The sequence below is a fragment of the Amycolatopsis thermalba genome, assembly GCF_023376025.1.
Classification (GTDB): domain Bacteria; phylum Actinomycetota; class Actinomycetes; order Mycobacteriales; family Pseudonocardiaceae; genus Amycolatopsis_E; species Amycolatopsis_E thermalba.
In genome coordinates this window covers 6,323,048-6,347,387 of the sequence record NZ_CP091196.1, presented here as the reverse complement: position 1 = coordinate 6,347,387, position 24,340 = coordinate 6,323,048, and the positions used below count along the sequence as shown (strand labels likewise).

The 24,340-nt window shown below is 67.5% G+C and carries 24 protein-coding genes, 2 tRNA genes and 2 pseudogenes; 14 read left to right on the top strand and 14 right to left on the bottom strand.

The genetic code is table 11. The features are described 5' to 3' along the window. Nucleotides 1–330: 330 nt before the first annotated feature. A complete protein-coding gene (locus tag L1857_RS30755) occupies nucleotides 331–2,268 on the top strand; it encodes a hypothetical protein (protein WP_162831105.1) in 1,938 nt (645 codons plus the stop codon). Between the two features lie 152 nt (nucleotides 2,269–2,420). Here L1857_RS30755 and L1857_RS30750 read toward each other — a convergent pair whose 3' ends face one another. Further along, nucleotides 2,421–2,666 carry a helix-turn-helix domain-containing protein gene (locus tag L1857_RS30750; protein WP_116111230.1) on the bottom strand — a complete coding sequence of 82 codons (246 nt, stop codon included), beginning with the start codon at nucleotides 2,664–2,666 and terminating at the stop codon, nucleotides 2,421–2,423. Between the two features lie 128 nt (nucleotides 2,667–2,794). On the opposite strand from L1857_RS30750, the gene L1857_RS30745 reads away from it, so the two are divergent. Together L1857_RS30745 and L1857_RS30740 are read left to right on the top strand one after the other, a co-directional pair. Beyond that, nucleotides 2,795–3,094 (top strand): winged helix-turn-helix domain-containing protein, encoded by a 300-nt coding sequence (locus L1857_RS30745; protein ID WP_233157174.1) that lies wholly within the window; start codon nucleotides 2,795–2,797, stop codon nucleotides 3,092–3,094. Nucleotides 3,095–3,109: 15 nt separating this feature from the next. Continuing rightward, nucleotides 3,110–3,688, top strand: a complete 579-nt coding sequence (locus tag L1857_RS30740; protein ID WP_094004789.1) for an HD domain-containing protein — start codon at nucleotides 3,110–3,112, stop codon at nucleotides 3,686–3,688. On the opposite strand, the gene L1857_RS30735 is transcribed toward L1857_RS30740, so the two are convergent. Continuing rightward, nucleotides 3,657–4,127 carry an NUDIX hydrolase gene (locus L1857_RS30735; protein ID WP_094004790.1) on the bottom strand — a complete coding sequence of 157 codons (471 nt, stop codon included), beginning with the start codon at nucleotides 4,125–4,127 and terminating at the stop codon, nucleotides 3,657–3,659. The two genes, L1857_RS30740 and L1857_RS30735, sit on opposite strands and share 32 nt — an antisense overlap. A 5-nt stretch (nucleotides 4,128–4,132) precedes the next feature. Then, nucleotides 4,133–4,882, bottom strand: a complete 750-nt coding sequence (locus L1857_RS30730) for a helix-turn-helix domain-containing protein (RefSeq protein ID WP_116111231.1) — start codon at nucleotides 4,880–4,882, stop codon at nucleotides 4,133–4,135. Nucleotides 4,883–5,046: 164 nt separating this feature from the next. On the opposite strand from L1857_RS30730, the gene L1857_RS30725 reads away from it, so the two are divergent. From L1857_RS30725 to L1857_RS30695, 6 genes are all read left to right on the top strand, one after another. Beyond that, nucleotides 5,047–5,382 carry a hypothetical protein gene (locus L1857_RS30725; RefSeq protein WP_094004792.1) on the top strand — a complete coding sequence of 112 codons (336 nt, stop codon included), beginning with the start codon at nucleotides 5,047–5,049 and terminating at the stop codon, nucleotides 5,380–5,382. 254 nt (nucleotides 5,383–5,636) lie between these two features. Beyond that, a complete protein-coding gene (locus L1857_RS30720; RefSeq protein ID WP_240323241.1) occupies nucleotides 5,637–6,275 on the top strand; it encodes a hypothetical protein in 639 nt (212 codons plus the stop codon). Between the two features lie 11 nt (nucleotides 6,276–6,286). Continuing rightward, on the top strand, nucleotides 6,287–7,093 hold the full coding sequence (locus L1857_RS30715; protein ID WP_116111233.1) for an FtsK/SpoIIIE domain-containing protein: 807 nt from the start codon (nucleotides 6,287–6,289) through the stop codon (nucleotides 7,091–7,093). 40 nt (nucleotides 7,094–7,133) lie between these two features. Next, nucleotides 7,134–7,385 (top strand): hypothetical protein, encoded by a 252-nt coding sequence (locus tag L1857_RS30710; protein ID WP_240323242.1) that lies wholly within the window; start codon nucleotides 7,134–7,136, stop codon nucleotides 7,383–7,385. A gap of 11 nt (nucleotides 7,386–7,396) precedes the next feature. Then, entirely contained in the window at nucleotides 7,397–8,893 is a 1,497-nt protein-coding gene (locus L1857_RS30705; RefSeq protein WP_240323243.1) for a replication initiator, read from the top strand. A gap of 208 nt (nucleotides 8,894–9,101) precedes the next feature. Next, entirely contained in the window at nucleotides 9,102–10,322 is a 1,221-nt protein-coding gene (locus L1857_RS30695; protein WP_116111234.1) for a site-specific integrase, read from the top strand. Between the two features lie 15 nt (nucleotides 10,323–10,337). Here the strand turns inward: L1857_RS30695 and L1857_RS30690 are convergent. Beyond that, nucleotides 10,338–10,410, bottom strand: a tRNA-Lys gene (locus tag L1857_RS30690). Nucleotides 10,411–10,567: 157 nt separating this feature from the next. Continuing rightward, nucleotides 10,568–10,828, bottom strand: a complete 261-nt coding sequence (locus L1857_RS35825; RefSeq protein WP_429728476.1) for a hypothetical protein — start codon at nucleotides 10,826–10,828, stop codon at nucleotides 10,568–10,570. Here L1857_RS35825 and L1857_RS30685 point away from each other — a divergent pair. Continuing rightward, entirely contained in the window at nucleotides 10,743–11,783 is a 1,041-nt protein-coding gene (locus L1857_RS30685) for a L,D-transpeptidase (RefSeq protein WP_429728074.1), read from the top strand. The genes L1857_RS35825 and L1857_RS30685 overlap by 86 nt on opposite strands. A gap of 518 nt (nucleotides 11,784–12,301) precedes the next feature. Here the strand turns inward: L1857_RS30685 and L1857_RS30680 are convergent. The 4 genes and pseudogenes from L1857_RS30680 to L1857_RS30665 all read right to left on the bottom strand — a co-directional run bounded on the left by L1857_RS30680 (nucleotide 12,302) and on the right by L1857_RS30665 (nucleotide 14,923). Beyond that, nucleotides 12,302–12,377: transfer RNA gene (locus tag L1857_RS30680), tRNA-His, on the bottom strand. 72 nt (nucleotides 12,378–12,449) lie between these two features. Then, nucleotides 12,450–13,057, bottom strand: a pseudogene (orn, locus tag L1857_RS30675) (oligoribonuclease). A gap of 84 nt (nucleotides 13,058–13,141) precedes the next feature. Next, entirely contained in the window at nucleotides 13,142–14,062 is a 921-nt protein-coding gene (locus L1857_RS30670) for a S1C family serine protease (RefSeq protein ID WP_429728072.1), read from the bottom strand. An 82-nt stretch (nucleotides 14,063–14,144) separates the two neighbouring features. Beyond that, nucleotides 14,145–14,923: pseudogene (locus L1857_RS30665) on the bottom strand (ribosomal RNA small subunit methyltransferase A). 238 nt (nucleotides 14,924–15,161) lie between these two features. Between L1857_RS30665 and L1857_RS30660 the strand changes: the two are divergent. From L1857_RS30660 to L1857_RS30650, 3 genes are all read left to right on the top strand, one after another. Further along, nucleotides 15,162–16,109, top strand: coding sequence for a DNA-3-methyladenine glycosylase family protein (locus L1857_RS30660; RefSeq protein ID WP_094006150.1), 948 nt, complete (start codon nucleotides 15,162–15,164; stop codon nucleotides 16,107–16,109). Nucleotides 16,110–16,570: 461 nt separating this feature from the next. Next, nucleotides 16,571–17,299 (top strand): M50 family metallopeptidase, encoded by a 729-nt coding sequence (locus L1857_RS30655; RefSeq protein ID WP_094006151.1) that lies wholly within the window; start codon nucleotides 16,571–16,573, stop codon nucleotides 17,297–17,299. 51 nt (nucleotides 17,300–17,350) lie between these two features. After that, complete coding sequence (locus L1857_RS30650; protein WP_116111237.1) at nucleotides 17,351–18,592, top strand: aldehyde dehydrogenase family protein; 1,242 nt, start codon at nucleotides 17,351–17,353, stop codon at nucleotides 18,590–18,592. A 259-nt stretch (nucleotides 18,593–18,851) separates the two neighbouring features. Here the strand turns inward: L1857_RS30650 and L1857_RS30645 are convergent, their stop codons facing one another. The 5 genes from L1857_RS30645 to ccrA form a co-directional block, all read right to left on the bottom strand. Beyond that, on the bottom strand, nucleotides 18,852–19,196 hold the full coding sequence (locus L1857_RS30645; RefSeq protein WP_116111238.1) for a DUF4190 domain-containing protein: 345 nt from the start codon (nucleotides 19,194–19,196) through the stop codon (nucleotides 18,852–18,854). Between the two features lie 160 nt (nucleotides 19,197–19,356). Beyond that, nucleotides 19,357–20,310, bottom strand: a complete 954-nt coding sequence (locus L1857_RS30640) for an adenylate/guanylate cyclase domain-containing protein (protein ID WP_094006153.1) — start codon at nucleotides 20,308–20,310, stop codon at nucleotides 19,357–19,359. A gap of 6 nt (nucleotides 20,311–20,316) precedes the next feature. Continuing rightward, on the bottom strand, nucleotides 20,317–20,766 hold the full coding sequence (locus L1857_RS30635) for a universal stress protein (RefSeq protein ID WP_017984484.1): 450 nt from the start codon (nucleotides 20,764–20,766) through the stop codon (nucleotides 20,317–20,319). A 556-nt stretch (nucleotides 20,767–21,322) separates the two neighbouring features. After that, nucleotides 21,323–22,384, bottom strand: a complete 1,062-nt coding sequence (locus L1857_RS30630) for a coiled-coil domain-containing protein (RefSeq protein WP_116111239.1) — start codon at nucleotides 22,382–22,384, stop codon at nucleotides 21,323–21,325. A gap of 14 nt (nucleotides 22,385–22,398) precedes the next feature. Continuing rightward, nucleotides 22,399–23,736, bottom strand: coding sequence for a crotonyl-CoA carboxylase/reductase (gene ccrA / locus L1857_RS30625; protein ID WP_249467051.1), 1,338 nt, complete (start codon nucleotides 23,734–23,736; stop codon nucleotides 22,399–22,401). A gap of 178 nt (nucleotides 23,737–23,914) precedes the next feature. On the opposite strand from ccrA, the gene L1857_RS30620 reads away from it, so the two are divergent. Beyond that, nucleotides 23,915–24,289: an SPW repeat protein gene (locus L1857_RS30620; RefSeq protein ID WP_094006156.1), complete on the top strand. Its 375-nt coding sequence runs from the start codon at nucleotides 23,915–23,917 to the stop codon at nucleotides 24,287–24,289. Nucleotides 24,290–24,340: the final 51 nt, after the last annotated feature.

The window sequence follows — 24,340 nt, the reverse complement described above, 5'->3', positions numbered from 1 at the left end:
GCGCCGGCCGACGGCGTTCAGCGCGGCCGTGCAGAGCGGAGCGGCCCAGCGCGGCCGCGCGCCAGTTCGGCCCGCGCGCCCGCCCGCCAGGGCGGCTTGAAGACGTAAAGAAAGTTCTCACAAGGTCGCGCTACTCGGAAATGAGCAGAATTGCCATCAAAACACGGCGGAGATGAGTCGAATCTCGACGGTTGGGACCCACTCGCAGAAAGTATGTTCCGCGATTTGGGAAGCATAGCTCATCAAGCAGCACTCCGGAGACTGATACGTAAGCGGAAGCCGAAAATTCGACTGGCTTTCAATAGATTAATAATGCAGGCGTCCGCTTCGATGATGGAGATCGCGTTCGCCACCTTCGCCATTGTGCTTACGTGTGCTGGTGTTGCGGTATTCGTTATCAGCTATCCGTGGGTAGCAGATGGTGTGGACGATGTCGGCGAGATCGTTGCGACTATTGGTGCTGCAAATGTATTCAGTAGCTTGGTTTTTGCAGCCATGGCAATCCCTCAAGAGCGGTCTGCGTCAATTGCTCCGGGCTACACGGCGGATACCATGCGGCGACGCGGGCCTTGGCTTGTCTGCTTACTTCTGGTACTTATTTCTGCAGGACTGTTCTGTCTAAGCAGTATTCGCCCTGAACCTCAAGTTGCGATTGGCGCTGGTCTGATCACTGCGGGCGGGTTTTCGCTTGTTTGGTTGTACGCAAGGATCTTGCTTAAGTCGGCCGATTACCTGGCCATTGCGGAACGGCAAGCGACCTTCATTTCTAAGGCCTTCTGGACGGGAAGGAAAGTTCATCGCAGGAATGCTCGAGCCTGGCTAAAGCTCGAAGATCAGAGCGATGAGAACATCGATCTTCTTTCGCAAGAGGCAGTTCTGAGGTGGCTGGCAGGATCACTCAGACATCTGGAAGCCGGGATGCGGGCTGGGTTCACTGAGCACAAGCCGTCGCTTTCTGCCGCATTCGCTAGTGAAATGGTCAAGCTCTTTCGAGCTTATGTCGATGACTGCGACGGAAAAGTCGGAGGCCAGAACGGACCGATTCAGGTTGTACTACAAGCGCATAAGGATCTCGCTCGTGTCGCGAATGATCGAGGGGCGGACTTCGATCAGGCTGCGAGACACTGCCTAGAGAAATTGGTCGACGTTGCCACTTCTAACACGCGGTCTCGGCAGTACTCCGCCGTGAGGAGCCTGATAGTCCGCACCTATGAGCAAATAATTGAGATGATGTGGAATAATGACGAATCGTTGATTCCTGCGGCTGCGTGCAGCAACATCGGCAAACTGGTGCACAGATACCTTCAGGTTGGCGCTATTTCCGACGCGCAAGATTGCATTGACATGCTCGGATCATTGATCGTTAAGGCGCTAGAGACTGGACGCCCGCATATCTCTTTGGCGGCGACTGAACAGCTTGTGGGAGCGCTTGCGCCGACTGTTCGAGTGGGGAACAAGTATGCACGACAAGAGCTTCTGCAAGCATTTTTTGAGGGTGTGCACCCTCTTATCGCTGTTCATCCGCTAGTTCGCATTTCTTTCAACGACCCCACGGAATTGATCCTTCCTGGTATTGGAATTGGCTTCAAGGGGTTGCAAGACGTTCTTTGGACCGAAGTGCGTCTAACGGAGGAAAATACGGCAGATTTTGCAGAGGTAGTAATAGAATGGATCAATGGGATTATCTCTGATTATGCCGAGCTCGATTCGGAGCGAAATCGACATCCGCTGCGAGATGCTTTGGCTGTCTTGCTCTGTATCCAGCTGCGCATGATCTCGGTAGGCTATCTTGAAGTCTGGCCGCTGGCGTCTCTGGAGGCGGCAACCTCATGGGTTTTTGCCCAGGATGACCCTAGTCGGTTTGAAAAGCTTTTGGTCCCAGAAGTGGCTGAACTAGTGTGGAGCTGCATTATGTGCGCGGGGTTCGCTGAGCAAGATCCCGAGCTAATAAGGAGCACCTGTGCCAGGGTCCTCGGGAAGATTGAACAGAACGCGCCTAGTAAGCTAGCGGGCCGCTTTGTTGCGACCTTTGTTACCGGACTATTCTTGGCAGCTGGCCGCACGCTTGAGGAGGCGAATGCGTACCTTGATTCGGGTGGTGACAGGAGAAACCGTATATTTGGACGTACCTACGATGGTCCGTTTATTGAAGGGTTTGGCAATGCGCCAAGTATGAATAGAAATGCGACTCGCCATCACCCTGCAATTATCGAAGCGATCAACCGTTGGATCTTCCTAAATTTTCCTGAATTTCGCGCGAAATATTAAGTAGACCTCGAAGTAGGCTCGCTCGTCGGATCGTGTGAGCGGCTGGAGAGCTTTGTTCGACGTGTATGGCGGTTTTATTCACCCGCCTGCCGTGACAAGTAGCGCGGGTGAACGCGAACGTGCCTGCCCTCTCAATCAGTTGTGCGTCTTGTTCATGGCCTCAGGTGGGAGTCGATTTTGCTGACAAAGTCTGCAAAAGAAGCCCCGATAGATTCCACAATGTGTCGCAACTCGACTACATCTAACCGTCGTTCGCCGGTTTCATACTTGCTCACAAACGACTGCGGTACCCCTAGGCGCTCTGCTAGCTGCACCTGTGTGAGGCCGGCTTCCTGCCGTAGTTCGCGCAGGAGGCGGCAGAGTTGCTGGTACTCGGCCGAGTAGATCGACTTCTCCACCTGTCAAGGCGACCGGAGAGCCCACGGATATCCCAAAATCGGATATCCTGGCGCTCGTGCCCCGCTGCTACGTGCGGCACTGCCACGCGGCGGGGCGCGACCTGTATCGCCGACAGGCAGGAGGGAGCATGAGCGATGACCTCGATGGCAGCCAAGCCGTCGACCAACGCATCGTCTTTGATCCGGGCAGCAACCCGGACAAGTACATCTACGAGCAGCTGGCCGATCATCTGGCCAGGCTCATCGCTGCGGGCCGACTGAAGCCCAACACGCCGTTGCCGGCCGAACGGCGGCTGGCCGCCGAGTACGGCGTCTCGCTGGGCACCGCCCGCCACGCGACCAGCATCCTGAGGGACCTGGGCTTGGTCGTGACTGTCCGCTCCAAGGGCACCTTCGTTCGCGGGCCTCGTGCGTCCGCTGAATCTTGACGTTACGGTGGGCGGATGTCGCTGATCTCGTGGGCATATGACCTCTCCGAGGCGAAGCTGCGTGACGCGCTGCCTCGACGATGGGCCCACGTCCAGGGCGTAGCCCGGCAGGCGCGCACCCTCGCGTCGATTGCCGGATCGGACGCTGAACTGCTGGAAGCCGCGGCCGTCCTTCACGACATCGGGTATGCCCCTGACCTGGTTGACACTGGCTTTCACCCCATCGACGGCGCTACCTACCTGGCCAAGGTCGATGCCCCCGAACGGCTTGTGCACCTCGTCGCACATCACTCCTACGCCGTCTATGAAGCCGAACTGCGGGGGCTGACTGACGAGCTGGCCGACTTCCACGACGAACGCGGCTCGATCCGCGACGCACTTTGGTACTGCGACCTCACCACCTCGCCCGATGGCGAGACCGTCGACGCCGAAGACCGCATTGCGGAGATCAAGCGGCGCTACGGCCCTGACCATCTCGTGACTCGGTTCATCACCGGTGCCACTCCTGAGCTGCTGGCAGCCGTCGAGCGCACGAAGGGCCGTCTTTCCGCCGTCTCGGCGGCTAACCCAAATGGACGTCCTGCGGGTTCTTGATCGCGTGATCGATGCGCAGCCGCATCGAGGGGTGGATGTCCAGCTCGTCCAGGCGCTCCGGCGCGACCCAGTGCACCTGCCGTGACTCCGAGCTGGGCCGCAGCGACCCTGCGAGCGGGCGGGCGTGGAAGCAGATCGAGAACTCCTGCCGGACCTCGCCGTCGTCGTAGGCGATCACGTGCTTGGGGTCGGAGTAGATGCCGCTGATCCCGGTCACCTCGACCGTCAGCCCGGTTTCCTCCTCGACCTCGCGCCGCACGGCGTCCACCACCGATTCGCCGAGGTCCTGGGCTCCGCCGGGGAGCGCCCACAGACCGTTGTCGGTGCGCTCGATCATCAGGATGTCGCCGGCCTCGTTACGCACCACAGCGGCGACCGCGGGCACGATGCTGTTGGCGGCCGGGGCGTCGGGGTCGTCGTAGTAGTCCTTCTTCGGCACGAGCCTCAGTCCTCCCACTTGTGCGGTTGAGCGTGCTCCCACACGGCGGTGAAGCTGTCCGCGTAGGTGGTGAACAGGTCGCCCGCCGACAACCGCCGCAGGTGCAGCGCGGGGGCGTGCGCGGCCATCTTGCCGTAAACGTGCGGGTTGACGATCATCTCGTCGTCGAACCGGAAGATGCTGTTGTACAGCACCGTTCCGTGCGTCCGGATCTCGATTCCGGGTACGCCGTCGAGCTTGCGGAAGTAGGCCAGCGCGTGGTCGATCTTCGCCGAGATCGTGTGCGGTCCGATGCCCTCGTCGGTGCTGCGCTGGATCACCGCCGGGGCGTCCCGGTCGCCAAACAACAGCCGGATTCGCGCGCCTGCCTCGGCCTTGCTCCGCAGCAGCTCCAGCAGGCCGGGCTTCTCGGTCATGAACATGCCCACGTAGACCAGCATGTCCACGTACGTCGTGGCTCGCGCCAGCAGCTTGTCCCACAGATCGGCCGGCACCGAATTGCGGTGGGCGTAGACCTTCACGATCTCGGAGTTGCTGACCTCGCTCGCCTTAGCCTCGGACAGCGCGTCCGGCCACAGGTAGCTCTCGCTCTCCTGCAAGATCGCGGCGATTTTGTGCCGCGACTTCGCATAGGGCGTGCGGCCCTTGGTGATCCAGCGCTCGACCGTCTTCGGGTCCACTGCGATACGCGCGGCGAGCTCGTCCGGGGTGAGCCCCCGCGACAGCAGGGCGTCACGCAAACGCTCGTTGGCCATCGACCCTCCCCCAAGTACGCCTAGGGACGTCTTCACGCTACCAGAGACGTCCCTAGATGTCCTTTCGTGCGGTGAAGCCGTCCCCGTCCTCGGCGGCATCGTCAGGGACGCACCGAAGAGCGCTATGGAGCGGTGCGGAACTGATCACCCTTGGAGGACAGGTTATGCGTCTGGTCATCGACACTTCGCAGGTGACGTTCACGGTGGGCCGGGAGGCTCAGCCGAAGACGGATCAGAACGGGATTCAGCGGGTCGAGCGCAGCACGAACGTTCCGATGTGGACTGTGCAGCTGGTTGCCATGGATGGCTCGGGTGCGGAGGTGATCAGTGTGACCGTCGCGGCCCCGCAGGCCCCCAAGGTCACCACTGGCACTGTCGTGACGCCCGTTGAGCTGCAGGCGATTCCGTGGGCACAGAACGGCCGCAACGGCGTGGCTTTCCGTGCAGTCGACATCAAGGCTGTCTCCGGTTCGAAGACGTCGGCGAACTCCGCTTCCTGACTGCGACGAACGTCTGAAGTGCTCACCCGGCATGACAGCCGGGACCTGGTCGAGCGGAACACCCTCGGCCGCTAGTCATTCCCCTCGAAGAGAAGCACGGGACCGGTCTGGTTCTTGGCGGTTCCTGTCCGGACCCGTGCCTCTTTCGTCTCCACCTTGGAGGAGTCGTGGCGAAGTCTATCCGCCGGGCGCGTGGTGCGCGCCGTATCGATGTCATGGAGTTCTGGCACGCGCCGAAGCAGCACTGGTTCGTCGTGGGCCTGGGCGTGCTGCTGCGCTGGCGCGCAGAGATCTTTCTGACCGCCGTGTTCCTCATGGGCATGGCGTGGCTGTACCACCAGGTCGGCGAGGGTTACGCCTGGCTGATCTTCACCGGGACCGTGGTGGTCGTGGTGCTGGTGCCGCAGACCCGTTGGTTCGTGTTCTCCCGGTTCTGGTGCCTGGTCGACCGGCACCGGCTGCGGACCTGCCTGCGGCAGGCTCGCGCTCGGACGATGAACCTGGACGGCGCGCTGCCGTTCATGCTCTGGGCGCGGCCCACGAAGACCGGGGAGCGGATCTGGCTGTGGAGCCGTGCGGGCTCCTCGGCCGGTGATCTGGAAGCGGTCCTCGAGTACATCGCGCCCGCCTGCTATGCCCGTGATGCGCGGGTGCACCGGGTGCGCAAACTGTCCACCCTGTTCGCGGTCGAGGTCATCCGTCGTGACCCGTTGGACCGCTCGACGCCGATTGACTCGCCCCTGGCGAAGGTGGCGTCTCTTGTTCGCAAGTCCCGCGGTGAGGGGACCGAGCCCATCGCGGCTGCCACGGTCACGCCGCTGCCTGTTCAGGAGAAGCCTGCGCCTCGGTCGGCTGCGGTGGTCGCTGACGACCTGTCCGACTACATCGACTGAGGGGGCCGGTCATGCGGAAGAACACGATTCCGGTGGCTGGGCTGTCGATCTACGACCCGGTGCACCTGGGTATCTACGAAGACGGCTACGGCGTCGGTATCGAGCTGATTTGGCGCAACATTCTGCTCGCTGGTGAGCCCGGTGCCGGGAAGTCGGTCGGGTTGAACAACATCGTTGCTCATGGGGCGTTGTGCCCGGACCTGTCGTTGTGGCTCTTCGACGGCAAACAGGTCGAGCTGGGCCTGTGGCGCGAGGTGGCCGACCTGTTCGTCGGTCCCGACATCGAGCGCGCGTTGACCGCGTTGGAGCGGTTGCAGGCGGAGATGGACCGCCGCTACGTCGAGCTGGACCGGGTCCGGCGGCGCAAGATCGACCGCCACGACCCGATCGACGTGATCATGGTTGTCATCGATGAACTGGCCCTGTTCTCGGCCACGATGGGCACCAAGGACCAGCAAGAACAGTTCGTCCGCCTGCTGCGCGACCTCGTGGCGCGGGGCCGGGCTGCCGGGATCATCGTGGTAGCCGCGACTCAGCGGCCTTCTGCCGACATCATCCCTACTTCGCTGCGGGACCTGTTCGGGTACCGCATGGCTTATCGCTGCACTACTGATTCCAGCTCGGACATCATCCTCGGCCGGGGCTGGGCCGCGCAGGGATTCGACGCCTCCAACATCGCGCCGGAGGAACGGGGCGTCGCCCTGCTGCTCGCCGAAGGCGGCATCCCACGCCGGATGAAGACCGCCTATCTCACCGACGCGCACATTCACTCGCTCGTCGAATACGCGCGCCAAATCCGCACTCGCAAGACCGCTTAATCCCCATTCGCAATTCGATTCGCAGGAGAGGACTGCCCTCATGCTGACCGCGACCAAACCGATGGCTCTCACTCCCGAGCAGCTGTGGGTCTTCGTCACCGGCGACAACAACGCCGTCGACGTCGCCCGCCTCGCGCACGCGCCCGAGATCGGCGGCTTCATCGCCCTGCCGATTTCCGCGTTCGACCCCTACGCGCTGCTGCCCGCCTACGCGCCAACCGGCGAACTTCTAGCGGGCTGGCGCTGGGCCACCACCCGCGACGTCGAGACCTACGCCTACCTGTTCGCCTGACCGGAGCATCCGTGACCGTCTCGACCATGACCCTCAGCCCCACCACCAAGACCGTGGTGGGGCTGGGAGCCGTCGCCGAGCCGGACATCCTCCGCCGCGCCACCAGCTCGGAGTATCGCTGGTGGCTCGCGCACGTCATGCCCGCGGCTGCCTGCTCCCGGCCGGTCCGCCTGCGCGTGGAAGCGGAATGGGGCGGCGGTGACGTCGAGCGGGTCACCGACGACATGCCGGACGGGCTGCTCTACGTCGCCTGCAAGAACCGGCGGGCCTCGGTCTGCCCCGCGTGTGCGGAGACCTACCGGGCCGACACCTACCAGCTCGTGAAAGCGGGTCTCGTCGGCGGGAAGGGCGTGCCGGAGACCGTCACCGAGCATCCGTGCTTCTTCGTCACGCTCACCGCGCCGGCCTTTGGGGCCGTGCACACCCGCGTGGTCAGCAACGGGCAGGTCAAGCCCTGTCGCCCTCGGCGGTACGCGCCGCTCTGCCCGCACGGTCGCTCCACTGAGCGCCGCGTGCGGCATGGCGAGGATGACTCGTGCGTGGGGGAGCCGATCTGCCGGGACTGCTACGACTATGAAGCCCAAGCCGTCTGGAACTTTCATGCCGGGGAGCTGTGGCGGCGCACCACGATCACGTTCACTCGGTACCTCAAGGCTGCGGCCAAGGACCGAGGCGTCCAGGTCCGGCTCTCGTACGCCAAAGTCGCCGAGTACCAGCGGCGCGGCGTCGTGCACTTCCACGCCCTGATCAGGCTCGATGGCCTTGACCCGAACGATCCGGATACCATCATCGCGCCGGACCCGAGTATCACGCCGGAGCTGCTGAGCAGCCTTATCGACACTGCTGCGACCGTCACGCGCTTCACCACGGCACCCCACCCTCGGCGACGCACCGGCTGGACCCTCACCTGGGGCAAGCAGCGCGACATCCGCCCCGTTCACCTTCACGCGAGTGATCACGATGACCGCGGTGCGCTGACAACTACGGCGGTGCCGGCCTATCTCGCGAAGTACGCCACGAAGGCCACCGAGGAAGCCGGGCACGTCTCCCGGCGGCTCACGCAGCTCGACGCCAACATGCACGCCGAGCGCGACAACCACCAGTCCCGGCAGCTCGTCGCCTGCTGGCGGCTCGGGCAGCGGCCCTTCTACTACACCAGCAAGCAGCAGCGCACCGAGTGGGCCGAAGGCTGGGGCAAGCTCCGGAAATGGGCGCACATGCTCGGCTTCGGCGGTCACTTCTCCACCAAGAGCCGCCGCTACTCCACCACTCTCACAGCGCTGAGGGCCGTCCGTAAGGCATTCCAGCGCGGCGAACGCCCCGAAGACGCACTGCCGGCCGATGCGGACCAGGACGGCGACGAGTCCGCCGTCACTCTCAACTGGATCTTCGACGGCATCGGTTGGCTGACCATCGGTGACGCCGCCCTGGCGAACACGGCCGCGGCCAAGGCGCGGGAGCGGAAACGCATCGCATGCGAAGAGGCGGAGGAAACCCTTGCCCTGTAAGTGAAAGGACACGAGACATGGAAAGGCTCTGGACGGTGGAAGACGTCGCCGAGTACCTCGGCGTCCCAGTCAACACGCTGTATGACTGGCGGACCCGTGGCTACGGCCGAAGGGCAAGCGCGTCGGCAAGTACCTGCGCTACAAGACTGCCGACGTCATTGCCTGGTTCGAATCGCTCGACGACGCTGCCTAAGGGGGAACAGACGGGATGGCGCGACCGCGGCTGCCGGTCGGGACGTACGGCAAGATCAGTGCCAAGAAGGACGGATCGAGCTTCATGGCCTCGTGCCAGTACCGGGACGTCGATGGACGTGTGCGTAAGGTGCGCTGCTGGGCAGCTACCAAGGCTGCTGCGGAGAACAAGCTCCGAGAACGGCTCCTTGATCGTCAGATCGGGTCAGGGCAGATCAAACCCGACACCAAAGCCGTGGTGGTGGGGGAGAAGTGGCTGGAGGAGTTCCGGGAGCAAGTCGATCTGGGCAATCGGAGCGGGACTTCACTCGACACCTACGAGCAGCGCTGGCGCACGCTCGTGAGGCCGCGGATCGAGGGCCTGTCGATCTCCGAACTCACTGCGGGGCGTGTCGACGCGATCGTTCAGACGATCAACAAGGAGTACTCGGCCAGTACAGCGCGAACTGTCCGAGCGATCCTGTCCGGAGTGTGCGGCCTGGCCGTCCGGCACGAGGCGCTCAAAGTGAACCCGGTTCGTGACGCGCGGCCGGTCGAGAATCGGAAGCGCAAGAAGCCGGCCAGGGCGCTCACGGCTGATGAAGTCCTGGACATCTTCGCGAAGGCAGACGCGGACGAGATCGCACAGCGGCAGGACCTGGCCGACATCATGCGGTTCTACGGCGGGACTGGGGAGCGGACCGGGGAAGGGATCGCCGTCCGCTGGGAGAACATCGACTTCGGCAAGAAGGTCGCCTGGGTCGAGGGCAACATGGTCCGCACGAAGGCGGACGGCGCCAAGATCAACGAGGGCAAGAGCGCCAACGCGCTTCGTGGCGTTCCGCTGGCCGACTGGCTCGTTGACATGCTGCTCGATCGTCGTGCCCGGGTGGCCGCCAGGCAGGGCATCAGGCCCGAAGAACTGACCGGCTGGGTCTTCCCAAACACGCTCGGCGGGCTCCGCGAGGCCAGCAACCTTCGACGTGACTGGCGGGCATTCCGCAAGCGTCACGGCATCGGCGACTGGTTCACGCCTCGCACGTTCCGCCGGACGGTGGCGACACTGGTCACTGACGCGCTTCCGGCCCGGGAAGCGAGTGACCTTCTCGGCCACTCGCGTGTGTCGCAAACCACAGACACCTACATCGGCCGCAACCTGCCGTCCCGGCGCCCGGCAGTAGTGCTCGGCGTGCTGGACGTCGCCAAAAACGGCAGTAAAACGGCACCAAGATCAGAAAGCAAAAACCCCAGGCCCTAGGACCTGGGGTGACTGTGCGCCATCAGGGACTCGAACCCCGAACCCGCTGATTAAGAGTCAGCTGCTCTGCCAGTTGAGCTAATGGCGCTGGCCTCGGCCGCCTGGTCTCCCTGGCGACGGAGAAAAGATTAGCACGCCCGCGGGAGGCCGTTCACGGGGGTCCCCTCTCGCGTTTCGGCAGGTCTTTGCCCCTCGTCTCGGCGAGATCGGGCAGACTGGGCGCAGGAGAACGAAGCGGGCGATCTTCACCGGATTGGGGGCATCATGCGGCGTTCGGTGGTTGCGGGCAGATGGGCTTGCCTGGTGCTGGCGGCCGGGTTGCTGGCCGGCTGCACGGCGGAGGCTGGCAACGGCGGTACCAGCGGTTCAGGGGCGTCAGCCTCGGCTTCGGCGGAAGCTGCTCGGCCGGCGTCGATCGCCGTGGTTCCGTCGTCCGGTGCCGCGGACGTCGCGCCAGGTGAACCCGTTTCGGTGACGGCTACCGGCGGCAGGTTGACCGAGGTCACGCTGCGCAACCCCGAGGGTGAGGCCGTCCCGGGTGCCTTGTCGGCGGACGGCACGTCGTGGGAGTTCGCCGACGGTCTCGGCTACGGCAAGCAGTACACGCTGACGGCGGTCGCGGTGGGCGGGGACGGCAAGCAGGTCACCTCGACCTCGACGTTCACCACGGTGGCGAAGCCGCGGAAGACGATCTCCGTCTCGTTGAACATGCAGGACGGGGAGATGGTCGGCGTCGGGATGCCGTTGATCTTCACGTTCAACTCGAAGGTGGCCGACCGGGCGGCGGCGGAGCGGGCGCTGAAGGTGGTGACCGAGCCGGTCACCGAGGGCGCGTTCCGCTGGATGAGCGACAGCATGGTGATCTGGCGGCCGAAGGACTACTGGCAACCGGGCACGAAGATCTCCGTGGAGGCCGCGATCTACGGCAAGCCGCTGGGTGGCGGCGCGTACGGGCTGGAGGACCGTGCGGCGAAGATCACAGTGGGTGACAAGGTGGTCGTGGTCGCCGATGGGGCGTCGCACCAGGCGAAGGTGATGGTGAACGACGCCGAGGTGCGGACGTTGCCGATCTCGATGGGCAAGCCGGGTAACACGACGCCGGTGGGCACGTACACGGTGATGAGTGAGCACAACGGCTACACCATGGATTCCGGCACGTACGGTGTCCCGGCCGACACTCCGGGCGGTTACCGGACGTTCGTGAAGTACGCGGTGCGCTTGTCGAACAGCGGGATCTTCTACCACTCGGCGCCGTGGTCGGTGGGTTCGCAGGGGCGCCGGAACGTGTCGCACGGCTGCATCAACCTGTCGGACGCGAACGCGAAGTGGCTGATGGACCTGTCGAAGAAGGGCGACCTGTTCACGGTCACGAACAGCGGCGGCCAGCCCCTGGAACCGACCGACGGCTGGTCGGTCTGGCAACTCCCCTGGACAGCCTGGACAACCCCCACAAGCAGCTAAAGGCGCGACGCCCCGACGAGGTCGCGCAGCGCTCGCCAGGGCGAGGAAGCTCGCGCCCTGGGGCTGCGGGGGCCTCTGGAGGAAATGACGAACCCCACCCGGCGAGGCCGCGAAGCGACCGGCCCCAGGCCACTCGCACCCGCGCCCGCCGAGGCCCGATGAGGTCGCCCCAGCGACCTCGTCCGGGCAACGCTGGTCCCCGCCATTCGTGCCCAGCGCTCGCCAGGGCGAGGAGCTCGCACCGTGGGGGCCCGGGGGCTCGGCCCCCGGAGGAAATGACGAACCCCACCCGGCGAGGCCGCGAAGCGACCAGCCCCAGGCCACTCGCACCCGCGCCCGCCGAGGCCCGATGAGGTCGCCCCAGCGACCTCGTCCGGGCAACGCTGGTCCCCGCCATTCGTGCCCAGGGCTCGCCAGGGCGAGGAGCTCGCACCGTGGGGGCCCGGGGGCTCGGCCCCCGGAGGAAATGACGAACCCCACCCGGCGAGGCCGCGAAGCGACCGAGCAGGGTGGGGCCATGGGGTGAGTGACGGGACTTGAACCCGCGACTTCCTGGACCACAACCAGGTGCTCTACCAGCTGAGCTACACCCACCACGTGGGGCGTCTTGCGATCGCCACCAGCCGGGATATCGTAGCGTGCCCGCGAGCGGGGGCACGCGGGGGGTCACTTGGTGTGTTTGAGCTGCACTTCGGCGGCCGCGGCGCGGGCTTCGTCGGTGCTGGGGCCGGGCAGGGGCACGAACGCGGTGCGCCGGTAGTAGTCGAGTTCGCTGATGGATTCCTTGATGTCGGCGAGTGCCCGGTGCGCGAGGCCCTTCTCGGGCTTGGCGTAGTAGATGCGGGGGTACCAGCGCCGCACGAGTTCCTTGACCGAGGACACGTCGACCATGCGGTAGTGCAGGTGGGCGTCGAGGGCCGGCATGTCGCGGGCGATGAATCCGCGGTCGGTGGCGATGGAGTTGCCGGCGAGGGGGCGCTGTTGGCTTCGGGGACGTGGGTCCGGATGTAGTCGAGGACGCGTTGTTCGGCTTCCTCGAGGGTGGTGACGGAGCGGCGGACTTCGTCGGTGAGCCCGGATTTGGCGTGCATTTCGCGCACGACGTCGGGCATGCCGGCGAGCACGTCGTCATCGGCGTGGATGACGAGGTCGAGGCCGTCGCCGAGGATGTTGAGGTCGGCGTCGGTCACCAGGGCGGCGATTTCGATCAGGGCGTCCTTCGCGAGGTCCAGCCCTGTCATCTCGCAGTCGATCCAGACAAGACGGTCGGTCACCGGGAAACCCTAACGCGGGCCGCGCGCGGGGACCGTCCGGCACAGCGGAACGGGCCGCCCCGACCGCGGCCCGTTCCGGGTGTGTCAGCTGTTCTCGATCTGCGCGATGATCGTCTTGGCGTCGTCGATGGGGATGGCGAAGCCGATGCCGACGGATCCGGTGGAGGTGGCCGACGGGCTGTAGAGGGCGGAGTTGATGCCGATGACCTCGCCGTTCATGTTGACGAGTGGTCCGCCGGAGTTGCCCTGGTTGATGGAGGCGTCGGTTTGGATGGCGGTGTAGCTGGGGCTGTCGCTGGCGGTGTTGGCGGTCTGCCCGAACGGGGTGTCCGGCTCGCCGCTGGAGATGTCGGAGAGGTCGCGGTCGACGGCGCTGACGATGCCCGAGGTGACGGTGTTCTGCAGTCCGCCGGGGGAGCCGATGGCGACGACCTGTTCGCCGACCTGCACCTTGCCGGAGTCGCCGAGGGTGGCGGCGGTGAGGCCGCTGGCGCCTTTGGCTTGCAGGACGGCGATGTCGGCCTTGGTGTCCGCGCCGAGGACGCTGGCCTGGTACTCGGTGCCGTCGGACAGGGTGATGGTGACGTCGCCGACGGCGTCGGACACAACGTGCGCGTTGGTGAGGATCTTGCCGTCGGCGGTCAGGATCACGCCGGATCCGATGGCCTCGCCCTGGCGGGTCGTGACGTTGACCTGCACGACGCTCGACAGGACCTTGGCGGCGACGGCGCTGACGTCGGTGTTCGTGGTGCTGGACACCGTGGTCGCGGACGTGGCCGTGCCCGTGGAGGTGCCGCTGTCGAGGGCCACGACGGCGGCTCCGCTGGCGCCGCCGATCACGGCCGCGGCGAGGGTGCCGGCGGTGACGAGTGCGGCGACGCGCTTCTTCTTGGGCCGCGGGGGCGTGAGCACCGGCGCGGCCGCGACCGGCTGCTGGTAGTGGGGGTGGCTGTAGGTCGGCGGGACCCCGCCGGCCTGGCTCGCCCGGAACTCGTTCTCGTTCATGCTCATGAGGTTGGTCCGCGTTCTTGTGAGAATCCTGTGGAGCGACCCGGAAATCTCCTGAGAAGATTTTCCTGAGAGTTCGTCACTCCCGGAGCCGTTTCGGCAGGGCCGGCCAGGTGCGGCCGGGGGACAGGTCGCGCGCCAGGCGTGCCCAGGCGTGGGGCGGGACGGTGGCGGCGGGTTCGGTCGGCTGGATTCCGGCGCGGCGCAGGGCGCGCCGGTCGAACAGCCGGTCCGCCGGTGCGGTGGGGTGGCGGTAGGCGCTGGACAGGACTGTCCACAGTGCTCGTTCGGCCGAGCGGGGGAACGAGTTGCGGCGGATCGCCAGGTGCGCGGAGTCGACGCGCGGTGGCGGGGAGAAGTGGTGCGGGCCGATCCGGGTCACCAGTTCGAGGTCGAAGCGGGCGGCCCACCACGCCTGTTCGAGCTGGCGGGGCACGGTCGCGCAGATCCGTTTGGCGAAGCCCCATTCGACGATCACCGCGGCACGGTGGAGCGCGGTGCGGGCGGTGAGCATGCGACGCAGGATCGTGGTCGACAGCGCGTACGGGAGATTGGCCACCAGCAGGAACTTCCTTCGGGCAGGGGAATGTCGCGGGCGTCGCCGTGCACGACGCGAACGTTCGGCCGATCACCGAAATGGGTGGTCAGGCGGCGCACGAAGTGGTCATCTCGCTCGACGGCGAGAATGCGCGCGCCGGTGGCGGCGAGGTGACGGGTGAGGGCGCCCTGTCCGGCGCCGATCTCCAGGACGAGATCGTCACCGCCGACGGTGCAGGATTGGACGAGTTGTGCGGCGATCGCCGGTGTGGCAAGGAAATGCACGCCGGCGGATCGCCCGGCACGGGGTGCCGAGGGCATGGGAACTCCACGTCATGAGAGCGGGCAGGAAGCTCATGACGCAGCGGCCGGCGGTGGGGAACTCGGTGTGGAAGGGCAGCCACTGCGTCAGGCGCGCCGCAAGCGGGCGAACACCATGCAGGACTGCGAGAACATACCCATGGCCCCACCGTAGCGAGGCGGGCAACTGGTTTTCCCGGAATTGTCGGTGGGTCCCGCTACCGTCATCCCATCATCGTCGAACCGAAGGAGAGCAACGATGACGAGCAGTGTGACGGGCACCGTCGAGATCGCTGTGCCGGGGCCGTTCGACCTCGCGGCGGCGGCCGGTTTCCTGGAGGGGTTCGCGCCGGCGTCGCGCCCGGACGCGGCGGAGGAGCCGGGCACGCTCCGGCTGGCCTTCCCGTTGCCGGGCAGGTGGGTGCATACGGGGGTGCGGGTGCGGCAGCGGGCGCCGGGGTCCGTCGAAGTCACTGTGGTGGCGGGGCAAGCGGATGTCGAGGAGGCGGCGCGGCACGTGGCGCGGATCCTGTCACTGGACGTGGACGGCTCCGGTTTCGCGGCGGTCGGTGAGCGAGATCCGGTGGTGGGTGCGTTGCAGGCGCGGTATCCCGGGTTGCGGCCGGTGCTGTTCACGTCGCCGTACGAGGCCGCCTGCTGGGCGATCATCGGCCAGCGGATCCGGTTCACGCAGGCGGCGTTGTTCAAACAACGCATCGCTGAACGGCACGGTGAGCAGCTCGATGTCGACGGGCGTCCGTTGTGGTCGTTCCCGGCGCCGGCGGAGTTGCTGGAGATGCCCGCGCCGTCGTGGCTGCCGGAGATCAAAGTGGACCGTCTGCGCGTGGTCGCCGAAGCCGCGCTGACCGGCGTCCTCGACCCGGATGCCTTGCGCGCGGCGGATCCCGCGGATGCCCTGGACGCACTGCGCGCCCTGCCTGGTGTGGGGGCGTTCTCGGCGCAGCTGATCCTGATCCGCGGCGCCGGCCACCCGGACGTCTTCCCCACGGACGAGCGATACCTGCTCGAGGAGATGCGCCGGGCCTACGACCGCCCCGCCGCATCGACCACGGAACTCGCCTCGATCGCCGATGCGTGGGCCCCGTACCGCAGCTGGGCAGCCCTCCTGTTCCGAGTGGACCGCACCCACCACCCGATGCCCAGCGCGGCCGGGGCAGCGACGGAGGCGCCAACGCAAGCCGCCTGACACATCGCCCGCACCGTCACGTGGGCGGGAGCTGCCACCGTGCCTGGCAGAGCGCCCACGCTGCTACCTCGGTGAGAGGGGCCGCCGCGTGCGGGGATGGCAGGGCCTCGCTCTCTCACCTCGGTTGGGGAGGAGCCGCTGCATGTGAGGTGGCGGGGCCTTGCTCTGTCCCCTCGGGCGGGGAACTGACGCGTGGGGCCTGACGGGGCCTCGCTCTGTCACCTCGGCCCGGAGAGCCGTCGCACGCGGCCCGGCGGGGCGTCGCTCTGTCAACACGCCCGGGCGGAGCTGCCGCGCGGGGTCTGATGGGGCGCCGCTCTGTCAACACGGCCGGGCGGAGCTGCGGCGTGCGGCCGTGTTGCGAGGCGGGTCCGGTCCCGCACCCAACTACCAGTGAAGGAGCTGTGAACGCGATGGGGGTGATTACAGGGAGTGCACCCCACATGTGGTGAGCTTCGCGCGTGAACGAGGCGACGGCAGAGTTCGACGTGCTGGCGGGTCTCTTCGGGGCGCAGCCGGATCCGTCCATTCCGGTGCCGCTGGTGACCGGCGGTGTGGCGCTCCTGCTGGTGCTGTCCGGCGCGCCCTGGCGGATGGCCCGCAACGTGGTGACGATCGTGCACGAGGCGGGTCACGCGCTGGTCGCGGTGCTGGCCGGGCGTCGTCTGCAGGGGATCAAGCTGCACTCCGACACCTCGGGCGTCACGGTCTCCCGGGGCAAGCCCGAGGGCCCGGGCATGGTGCTGACCGCCCTCGCGGGCTATCCGGCGCCCGGGATCCTCGGCCTGGCCTTCGCGAGCCTGCTGGCCGCGGGCCGCATCACGGTGCTGCTCGCGCTCGCCGCGTTGCTGCTGCTCGGCGTCCTGGTCATGGTCCGTAACGCCTACGGCGTGCTGTCCGTGGTCCTCACCGCCGGCGGGCTCGCGGTGGTCGCGCTGGTCGCCGGGCCGCAGGTGCAAGCGTGGTTCATCTACCTGATCACGTGGTTCCTGCTGCTGGGCGGGCTCCGGCCGGTCATCGAGCTGCAGATGAAACGGCGGCGCGGCGCGGCGCGGGACTCCGACGCGGACCAGCTCGCCCGGCTGACCGGCGTCCCGGCCGCGCTGTGGATGCTCATGCTCGGCGTGATCGCGGTCACGTGCCTGTTCGTCGGCGGCGTCTGGCTGCTCGAACCCGCACTGCAGCCCTGACCTGCCCGTGCGGCACACTGGAGGCTCCCAGTTTCCAGCGTGGAGGTAGCGGTGTCCGACGAGGTGGCGAAGGCTGTTGAGGAGTGCGCACGGGCGGCCAAGGCGGCGGCCCCGTCGTTGGCCACCGCGTCGGACGAGGCCATCGACGCGGCGCTGACCGCCATGGCCGGCCGTCTCCTCGACGCCCGCGAGAGCGTCCTGGAGGCCAACCGGGCCGACGTGGCGCGCGCGGAGCAGGAAGGCATGAGCGCCGGACTGCTCGACCGTCTCACGATCACCGAGGAGCGGCTCACCGGCATGGCCGAGCAGCTGCGCCTGCTGGCCGGCTCGCCCCACCCGGAGCGCGCGATCCCGGTGAAGGCGCTGCCCGACGGCCTGCGGCTGGTCGAGCGGCGCCGCCCGGTGGGCGTCATCGGCGCGAACTACGAGGCCCGGCCCAACGTGACGGTCGACGTCGCGTCGCAGCTGGTCAAGTCCCGCAATGGCGGGGTGCTGCGCACCGGTTCGGCCGCGCTGGGCTCCGCGCAGCGACTGCTCGAGGTGGTCATCGCCCCGGCGCTGTCCGACGCGGGTATCGACCCCGCCGTCGTGCAGCTGGTGCCGCGCGTCGAGCGGGGGGCCGCCGCGGCCCTGGTCCGGTTCCCGGACCTGGTGCCGCTGGTCATCCTGCGCGGCAGCGGGGAGAGCACGCGCGCGCTCGCGCTGGAGGCCGCCCAGCACGGCGTCCGGACGCTCGCCCACGCCGACGGCGGTGGCGTGCTGTACGTCGACGAGGCCGCCGACGCCGACAAGGTCCGCGACCTGGTGTTCAACAGCCTGGACCGGCTGGGCGTCTGCAACCGGCTGAACCTGCTGCTCATCCACTCCGCGGTGCACGACCAGCTGTGGCCGGTCATCTCCGAGGCGCTGGCCGCGCGGAAGGTGACGCCGTCCCTGCCGCCGCACGAGCACGCCATCGGCTACGAGTGGGCGCTCGACTCCGACCACGAGGCCACCGTGACCGTCGCGCAGGTCAGCGGCGTGGCCGAGGCGGTCTCGATCGCCAACGAGCAGACCTCCGGCCTGGCGGCGGGCATCGCCACCGAGAACGCCGAGACCGCGACGGCCTTCCTCGACGGCTACACCGGAACCGGCGTGTTCTGGAACGCCCCGACGCGCCTGCTCGACGGCTTCAAGCTCCTCGCCGTGCCGGAGACCGGCATCAACCTGGACCGGGTGCCGGGCCCCCGCGGGCCGGTCACCTACACCGACCTGTACGTGCGCCAGTACGCGGTCCTGCCCGACGGGCGTTGACCTCGGGAAACCCGAATCGGGGGGGGGCGTGGGAGCCAAAGGGGCTTCCGGAACTGTTGTCGCAGCTCAGGCGATATCCGCCGCACATCGGCCGAGCGTCTGAGGACGGCTGGTTGTCGAGGGCGGTCCACGGCCGTCCCCCGGCTTCACGGCGGACAACCGGGGAGGCTCGTCAAGCTCTACGAGCATCTTCGTGCGGGCCTCGAAGCTGTCGTCAGTGAATCGGGCGTCAAGGAACCCGATCAGTCGTTCATGGTCTTCACACCCAGACGGCGAGGTAGACGACGAGCACCACGACCTCGAAGATTCCGAGAATCAAGCCCCAGGTCGCGGCGCCACCGTTCGTGGCGAGCCGCTGATTGGCCCGGCTGATTCCGATTGAGCCGAACACGATCGCCAGCACACCGAGGAACGGCATCACGAACAACCCGATGATGCCCAGCGCCAACGCCGCGGTACCCATGCTGTTCTGCGGTACGAACACCGGCGCTTGCTGCGGGTACACCTGGTACTGGGGATACTGCTGCTGCCAGCCCTGTGGTGGGTAGGGCGCCTGGTAGGGCTGCTGCTGTTGCGGCGGCCACTGGCCGTAGGGCTGGGTCATTCGGTGACTCCTCGCTGATGTTCTCCCGGGCGGTATCGGTGGTCGGGCCTCTGGTGTGACGCATCATTGAACGATGTCCTCGAACCGTTATCCATGATCACGGCTGTTCGCATTCGAGGACGGCTCTACGCGGCTGGCAAGTGCGGGCTTTCGGCCCTGGCTAGCCGCGCCGGAGCACGTATGGGTGCAGCCGCGTGTAGCCGCGCACGGTCACCGGGCGGCGGGAGCGCACGGCGAAACCCGGCAGGTCGGCCAGTTCGCCCGCCAGTTCGCGGTCGATCAGCACCGTTCCGGGGCGCGCTACCGACGTGAGCCGCGCGGCCACGTTCACGACCGATCCGTACACGTCGCCGAAGCGGCTCAGGATCCGGCCGGCCGCCAGGCCGGCCCGCACTTCCGGCAGTTCGGCGTCGGCCGCGGTGCGCTCGGTCAGCGTCAGCGCGATCCCGGCCGCGTCGGCCGGCGCGTCGGCCACGAACAGCACCTCGTCGCCGATCATCTTCACCACGCGGCCGTGGTGGTCGGCGATGACCTCGGTCGCGAGCAGCTCGAAGCTTTCCAGCACGGCGCTGAGTTCGCTCTCGGCCAGGCGCCGGGTCAGCCGCGTGTAGCCGACCATGTCGACGAACCCGACGACCTCGGTCCGCGCCTCCAGGTCCTCCTCGGGCGACGCCAGCGCCCGCCCGGCGAAGGCCGCCAGGTGCCGCCGCCACACGAAGTCCTGCACCCGCTGCAACTCCGGCAGCAGGCGCTCGACGAGCGTGACGATCTGCGCGTCGTCCCGGCCGAGGCCCTCGTTCTCGGTGATCAGCGTCCACAGCATCCGCACCTGCCACTCCGCGAGCCGCGACAGGTGCAGGCCGAGCGTGCGGGCCACCGGCGCCTCCAGGCCCTGGTCGAGCAGCCCGGAGGAGATCAGCTGGTCGGCGGTGCGCACGGCGTCGATGTCGGCGTCGGTGAAGACCACTTCGTCGTCGCCGACCGTGGCGAACCCCAGCGCACGCCAGAGGCGGGTGGCCCGTTCGATGGGCACACCCGCCTTGTCGGCCACCTCGAGCCGGGTGTAGCGGCGCTTGCCGCCGAGCAGGATGCTCTCGAGGCGCTCGGAGTCCACGCCGGCCTACGTGGTGTGCACGATCAGGACGTCGACCCCCGACTTGCGCGCCGCCTCGGACGGCACCGACCCGAGCAGGCGCCCGGTGAGCGTGTTCAGCCCGCGGTTGCCGACGACCAGCAGGTCGGCCGACTTGTCGGAGACGACCTTGCGCAGCGCCTCGACCGGCTCGCCCACCACGGCGATGGTCTCGGTCGAGCCCGCGCCTGCCTTGAGGGCGCGGTCGCGGGCGCTGCGGAGGGTGTCCTCGGCCGGCGCCGAGCCGACCACCTGGTAGGCCTCCTCGCCCAGGACGTCCTGGGCCTTCTCCACGTCCTGCCTGCTCGCCGGGTAGTAGGCGCACACGATGACGAGCGTGGCGCCGGAGTCCGCGGCCACGGCCGCCGCCCGGTCGACCGCGCGGAACGATGAATCAGACCCGTCCGTACCGACAACCACGGTCCGGTATGCAGCCATCCCAATACCTCCGGCAAGGGTGCGCGCCTGTGCGCTTTCGCAAGTGGCGCCCTAGGTTACTCGCCAGTCGGTTTCTGCGCAGCCCCGCCACCGGTGAGGTTTGCCCGTTCTTCGGCGGGCCGTGACAGCATGCCCCGCGCGCCTCGTCACCTGGGGACAACCGCCCCGGTGACAGGTGCTCGACAGCGGAGGGCTGGTGGGCGGCGGGGCCGGAGGGCCAGTCCAGCTGGTCCGGTGCTGGCCGGAGCGGGGCGCTGTGTGGGTCCGGCCGAGGCGCCAGCTCTTCCGGGCCGCGCTGTGCTGCGAGTGGGGCGCATCCTGACCACCGGCGGGACCTGCATGACGGCAGGCCGGCTCAGGCAGTGGCTCAGTCCCCGCCTGGCCTCACTCCCTGCGGGGAGGGAGGGGTTCCGGCCGAAGAGGGACGCCCGTCCGGATCCCTGTCGAGGTGTCGCTGCCGCTCGGGAGTGGCTCGTTGCCGAGGTGTCACTGCCGCTCGGGAGTGGCTCGTCGCCGAGGTGTCACTGCCGCTCGGCAGTGGCTCCTCCGCCGGGCTTCACTGCCGTCCCGACGGTTTTCCCGCTGGGGCGGCCTCGCGTTCCTCCGGCAGCGGCTCGATCACCGGTTCGGCCTCGCCGAGGACTGAGTCGGCCTCTACCAGCACTTCGCGCGCTGCCTTGACCTGTTCGGCGATTGCGGCGCGCAGCTTCCGCAACGCCTCGACCCGGTCGGCCGCCGCGTTGATGCGGCGCGTCGACTCCTCCGTGGCTTCCCGCACGCGGCGGGCCGCCTCGTCCGACGCTTCCGCCAGGCGGGCGTTCGCCTCGGTGATCGACTCCGTCTTGCGCCGGTTGGCGTCCTCGATCGACTCGCGGCGGCGGCGCTCGATCTCGGCCTTCGCGGCGGCCTCCTCCTCCGCGACCTTCTTGCGGATCGCCGCGGCCTCGTCCGTCGCCTCGCGGACGCGGCGCTCGGCTTCCGCCTTGCTCGTCGCCTCCTGCTCCGCCAGCACCCGCATCGCCTCGGTGCGGCGCGCCGCCATCGCGATCTCGAAGTCCTCCTCGACCTGGGTGCGGCGCTGCTCGGCCTCGCGATTCAGCCGGTCGCGCTCCTCCTTGGCCTTGGTCGTGATCGACTCGGCCTCGGCGCGCGCGGTCTCCAGGACCGTGCGGTGCTCGGCCTCCATCTCCTTGCGCCGCGCGTCCAGCTCGGCCAGCAGCTGCTCGTAGCGGGCGCGCATGGCGCTGGCGTCCGACTCGGCCTTCGCCCGGATGTGCCCGGCCTCGGCCTCCGCGCGGGCCCGCGTGTCGGCCGCCTCCTCCTGCGCCAGCCGCAGCATGCGCTGCAACCGCTCGGACAGGCCCTCGACCGTCGTCGGCGGCTGGCCCAGCCGCTCGACCTGGCCGCGCAGGTTCTCGATCTCCCCGCGAGCCTGCTCGAGCTGCCGGGCGAGGTCGCCGGCCTGCGAGATGGCGGCATCCCGGTCGGCGGCGAGCATTTTCAGGTCGCTGTCCAGCCGTTCGAGGTGCTCGTCGACCTGGTGGCGGTCGTAACCGCGCTTGGCCAGGTCGAAACCCGCGCCGAGCGGTACAAGCTCTCGTTCGTCGCCAAGGCTCATACGGCCCAGACTACTTAGGCGCCGCGGAACAAATTGATCCGGTCGATGTGCTTCGACCGCTTCTCCGCGTCGCGCACGCCCAAACCCTCCTCGGGGGCGAGACACAACACACCGACCTTGCCCTGGTGGGCGTTGCGGTGCACGTCCAGCGCGGCCTGCCCGGTCTCGGTCATCGGATACGTCTTCGACAGCGTCGGGTGGATCAGGCCTTTCGCGATCAACCGGTTGGCCTCCCACGACTCGCGGTAATTCGCGAAATGCGACCCGATGATCCGTTTCAGGTTCATCCACAGGTACCGGTTGTCGTACTGGTGCAGGTATCCCGAGGTGGAGGCGCACGTGACGATCGTGCCGCCCTTGCGTGCCGCGTACACCGACGCGCCGAACGTCTCCCGGCCCGGGTGCTCGAACACGATGTCCGGATCCTCACCGCCGGTCAGCTCCCGGATCCGCGCACCGAAGCGCTGCCACTCCTTCGGGTCCTGCGTGTTCTCGTCCCGCCAGAACCGGTAACCCTCCGCGGTCCGGTCGATCACCAGTTCGACACCCATCCGGCGGACGATCGCCGCCTTCTCCGGGCTGGACACCACGCACACCGGGATCGCGCCACCGTTGAGCGCGAACTGCGTCGCGTACGACCCGAGCCCGCCGGAGGCGCCCCAGATCAGCACGACGTCGCCCTGCTTCAGGTTCGCGCCGTTCGTGGTCACCAGCTGCCGGTAGGCGGTGGAGTTGACCAGCCCGGGACAGGCGGCCTCCTCCCAGGTCAGGTGGTCCGGCTTGGGCATCAGCTGGTTGGCCTTGACCAGCGCCAGCTCGGCCAGCCCGCCGAAGTTCGTCTCGAACCCCCAGATCCGCTGGTCGGAGTCGAGCATCGTGTCGTTGTGCCCGTCCGGGCCCTCCAGCTCGACGTTGAGGCAGTGCGCGACGATCTCGTCGCCCGGCTGCCACCGGTGCACGCCCGGCCCGGTGCGCAGCACGACGCCGGCCGCGTCCGAGCCGACCACGTGGTAGGGCTGGTCGTGGCGCTTGGCCAGCGGCGAGAGCCTGCCGTAGCGCTGCAGGAACTTGAACGTCGGGATCGGCTCGAAGATCGACGTCCACACGGTGTTGTAGTTGATGGCGCTGGCCATCACCGCGATCAGCGCCTCACCGGGCCCCGGCTCGGGCGTGGGCACCTCGTCCACGTGCAGCGACTTGCGCGGGTCCTTGTCGCGGGAGGGGATCCCGTCGAACATGGCGACCTCGTCCGCGTGCACGGTCACGCCGCGGTAGGCCTCGGGCACCGGCAGGGCGCCCACCTCGGCGGTCTCGCCGGTGAGGATCGCGTCCCGGATGTCCGTGATCGTCATGTCGGTCTCCCTGCGCTGGGTCGGAGGAGATGACATTACTGGCCAGTAACGTCCTCCGCCACTGTCCGATTTGACCGTAATCCGGGTGTGATTGACCGGCCGGCCAATCAAGGCGCACCATGGCAGTGCGGAGACCGCGCCGCGTGGTCTCCCGGATCGGGTTCGGAGGTGATCACGAATGGCTGATCGTTCGAAGCGGGCGTGGACCCGTCCGCACGACTGGGCCGAGGTCGTGCTCGGGGTGGTGGCGGTGCTGACGCCACTGTGGGCCGACACCGACACCGCGACCATGTGGACGATGATCGTGCTGGGCGCCCTCATCGCGCTGGACGGCCTGCTTTCGCTGTCCATGCCGGGCCTCGTCTACGGCGAGGGGGTCCAGGTCATCCTCGGGGCGCTGCTGTTCATCGCGCCGTGGGTGATGACCTACACGGCACTGGACGTGGCGGCGTGGTCCTCGTGGATCATCGGCGCCCTGACCGCGATCGCCGGGCTGGCGGCCCTGCCGGTGGCGAACGCGGTGCACCGCGGTGGGATGACGACCGCGCACTGAGGGCAGTCACACCGGTCGGCCCACGACGAGCCGGTTTTCGGTTAGCGTTGT

Excerpts from the sequence above, each read along its gene's own strand:
- L1857_RS30745 (WP_233157174.1), top strand. The coding sequence starts at position 2,795 with ATGAGCGATGACCTCGATGGCAGCCAAGCCGTCGACCAACGCATCGTC.
- ccrA (WP_249467051.1), bottom strand. The coding sequence starts at position 23,736 with ATGACGATCACGGACATCCGGGACGCGATCCTCACCGGCGAGACCGCC.
- L1857_RS30730 (WP_116111231.1), bottom strand. The coding sequence starts at position 4,882 with ATGGCCAACGAGCGTTTGCGTGACGCCCTGCTGTCGCGGGGGCTCACC.
- L1857_RS30620 (WP_094006156.1), top strand. The coding sequence starts at position 23,915 with ATGGCTGATCGTTCGAAGCGGGCGTGGACCCGTCCGCACGACTGGGCC.
- L1857_RS30630 (WP_116111239.1), bottom strand. The coding sequence starts at position 22,384 with ATGAGCCTTGGCGACGAACGAGAGCTTGTACCGCTCGGCGCGGGTTTC.
- L1857_RS30755 (WP_162831105.1), top strand. The coding sequence starts at position 331 with ATGATGGAGATCGCGTTCGCCACCTTCGCCATTGTGCTTACGTGTGCT.
- L1857_RS30645 (WP_116111238.1), bottom strand. The coding sequence starts at position 19,196 with ATGACCCAGCCCTACGGCCAGTGGCCGCCGCAACAGCAGCAGCCCTAC.
- L1857_RS30695 (WP_116111234.1), top strand. The coding sequence starts at position 9,102 with ATGGCGCGACCGCGGCTGCCGGTCGGGACGTACGGCAAGATCAGTGCC.
- L1857_RS30710 (WP_240323242.1), top strand. The coding sequence starts at position 7,134 with ATGCTGACCGCGACCAAACCGATGGCTCTCACTCCCGAGCAGCTGTGG.
- L1857_RS30635 (WP_017984484.1), bottom strand. The coding sequence starts at position 20,766 with ATGGCTGCATACCGGACCGTGGTTGTCGGTACGGACGGGTCTGATTCA.
- L1857_RS30715 (WP_116111233.1), top strand. The coding sequence starts at position 6,287 with ATGCGGAAGAACACGATTCCGGTGGCTGGGCTGTCGATCTACGACCCG.
- L1857_RS30725 (WP_094004792.1), top strand. The coding sequence starts at position 5,047 with ATGCGTCTGGTCATCGACACTTCGCAGGTGACGTTCACGGTGGGCCGG.
- L1857_RS30670 (WP_429728072.1), bottom strand. The coding sequence starts at position 14,062 with ATGAACGAGAACGAGTTCCGGGCGAGCCAGGCCGGCGGGGTCCCGCCG.
- L1857_RS30660 (WP_094006150.1), top strand. The coding sequence starts at position 15,162 with ATGACGAGCAGTGTGACGGGCACCGTCGAGATCGCTGTGCCGGGGCCG.
- L1857_RS30740 (WP_094004789.1), top strand. The coding sequence starts at position 3,110 with ATGTCGCTGATCTCGTGGGCATATGACCTCTCCGAGGCGAAGCTGCGT.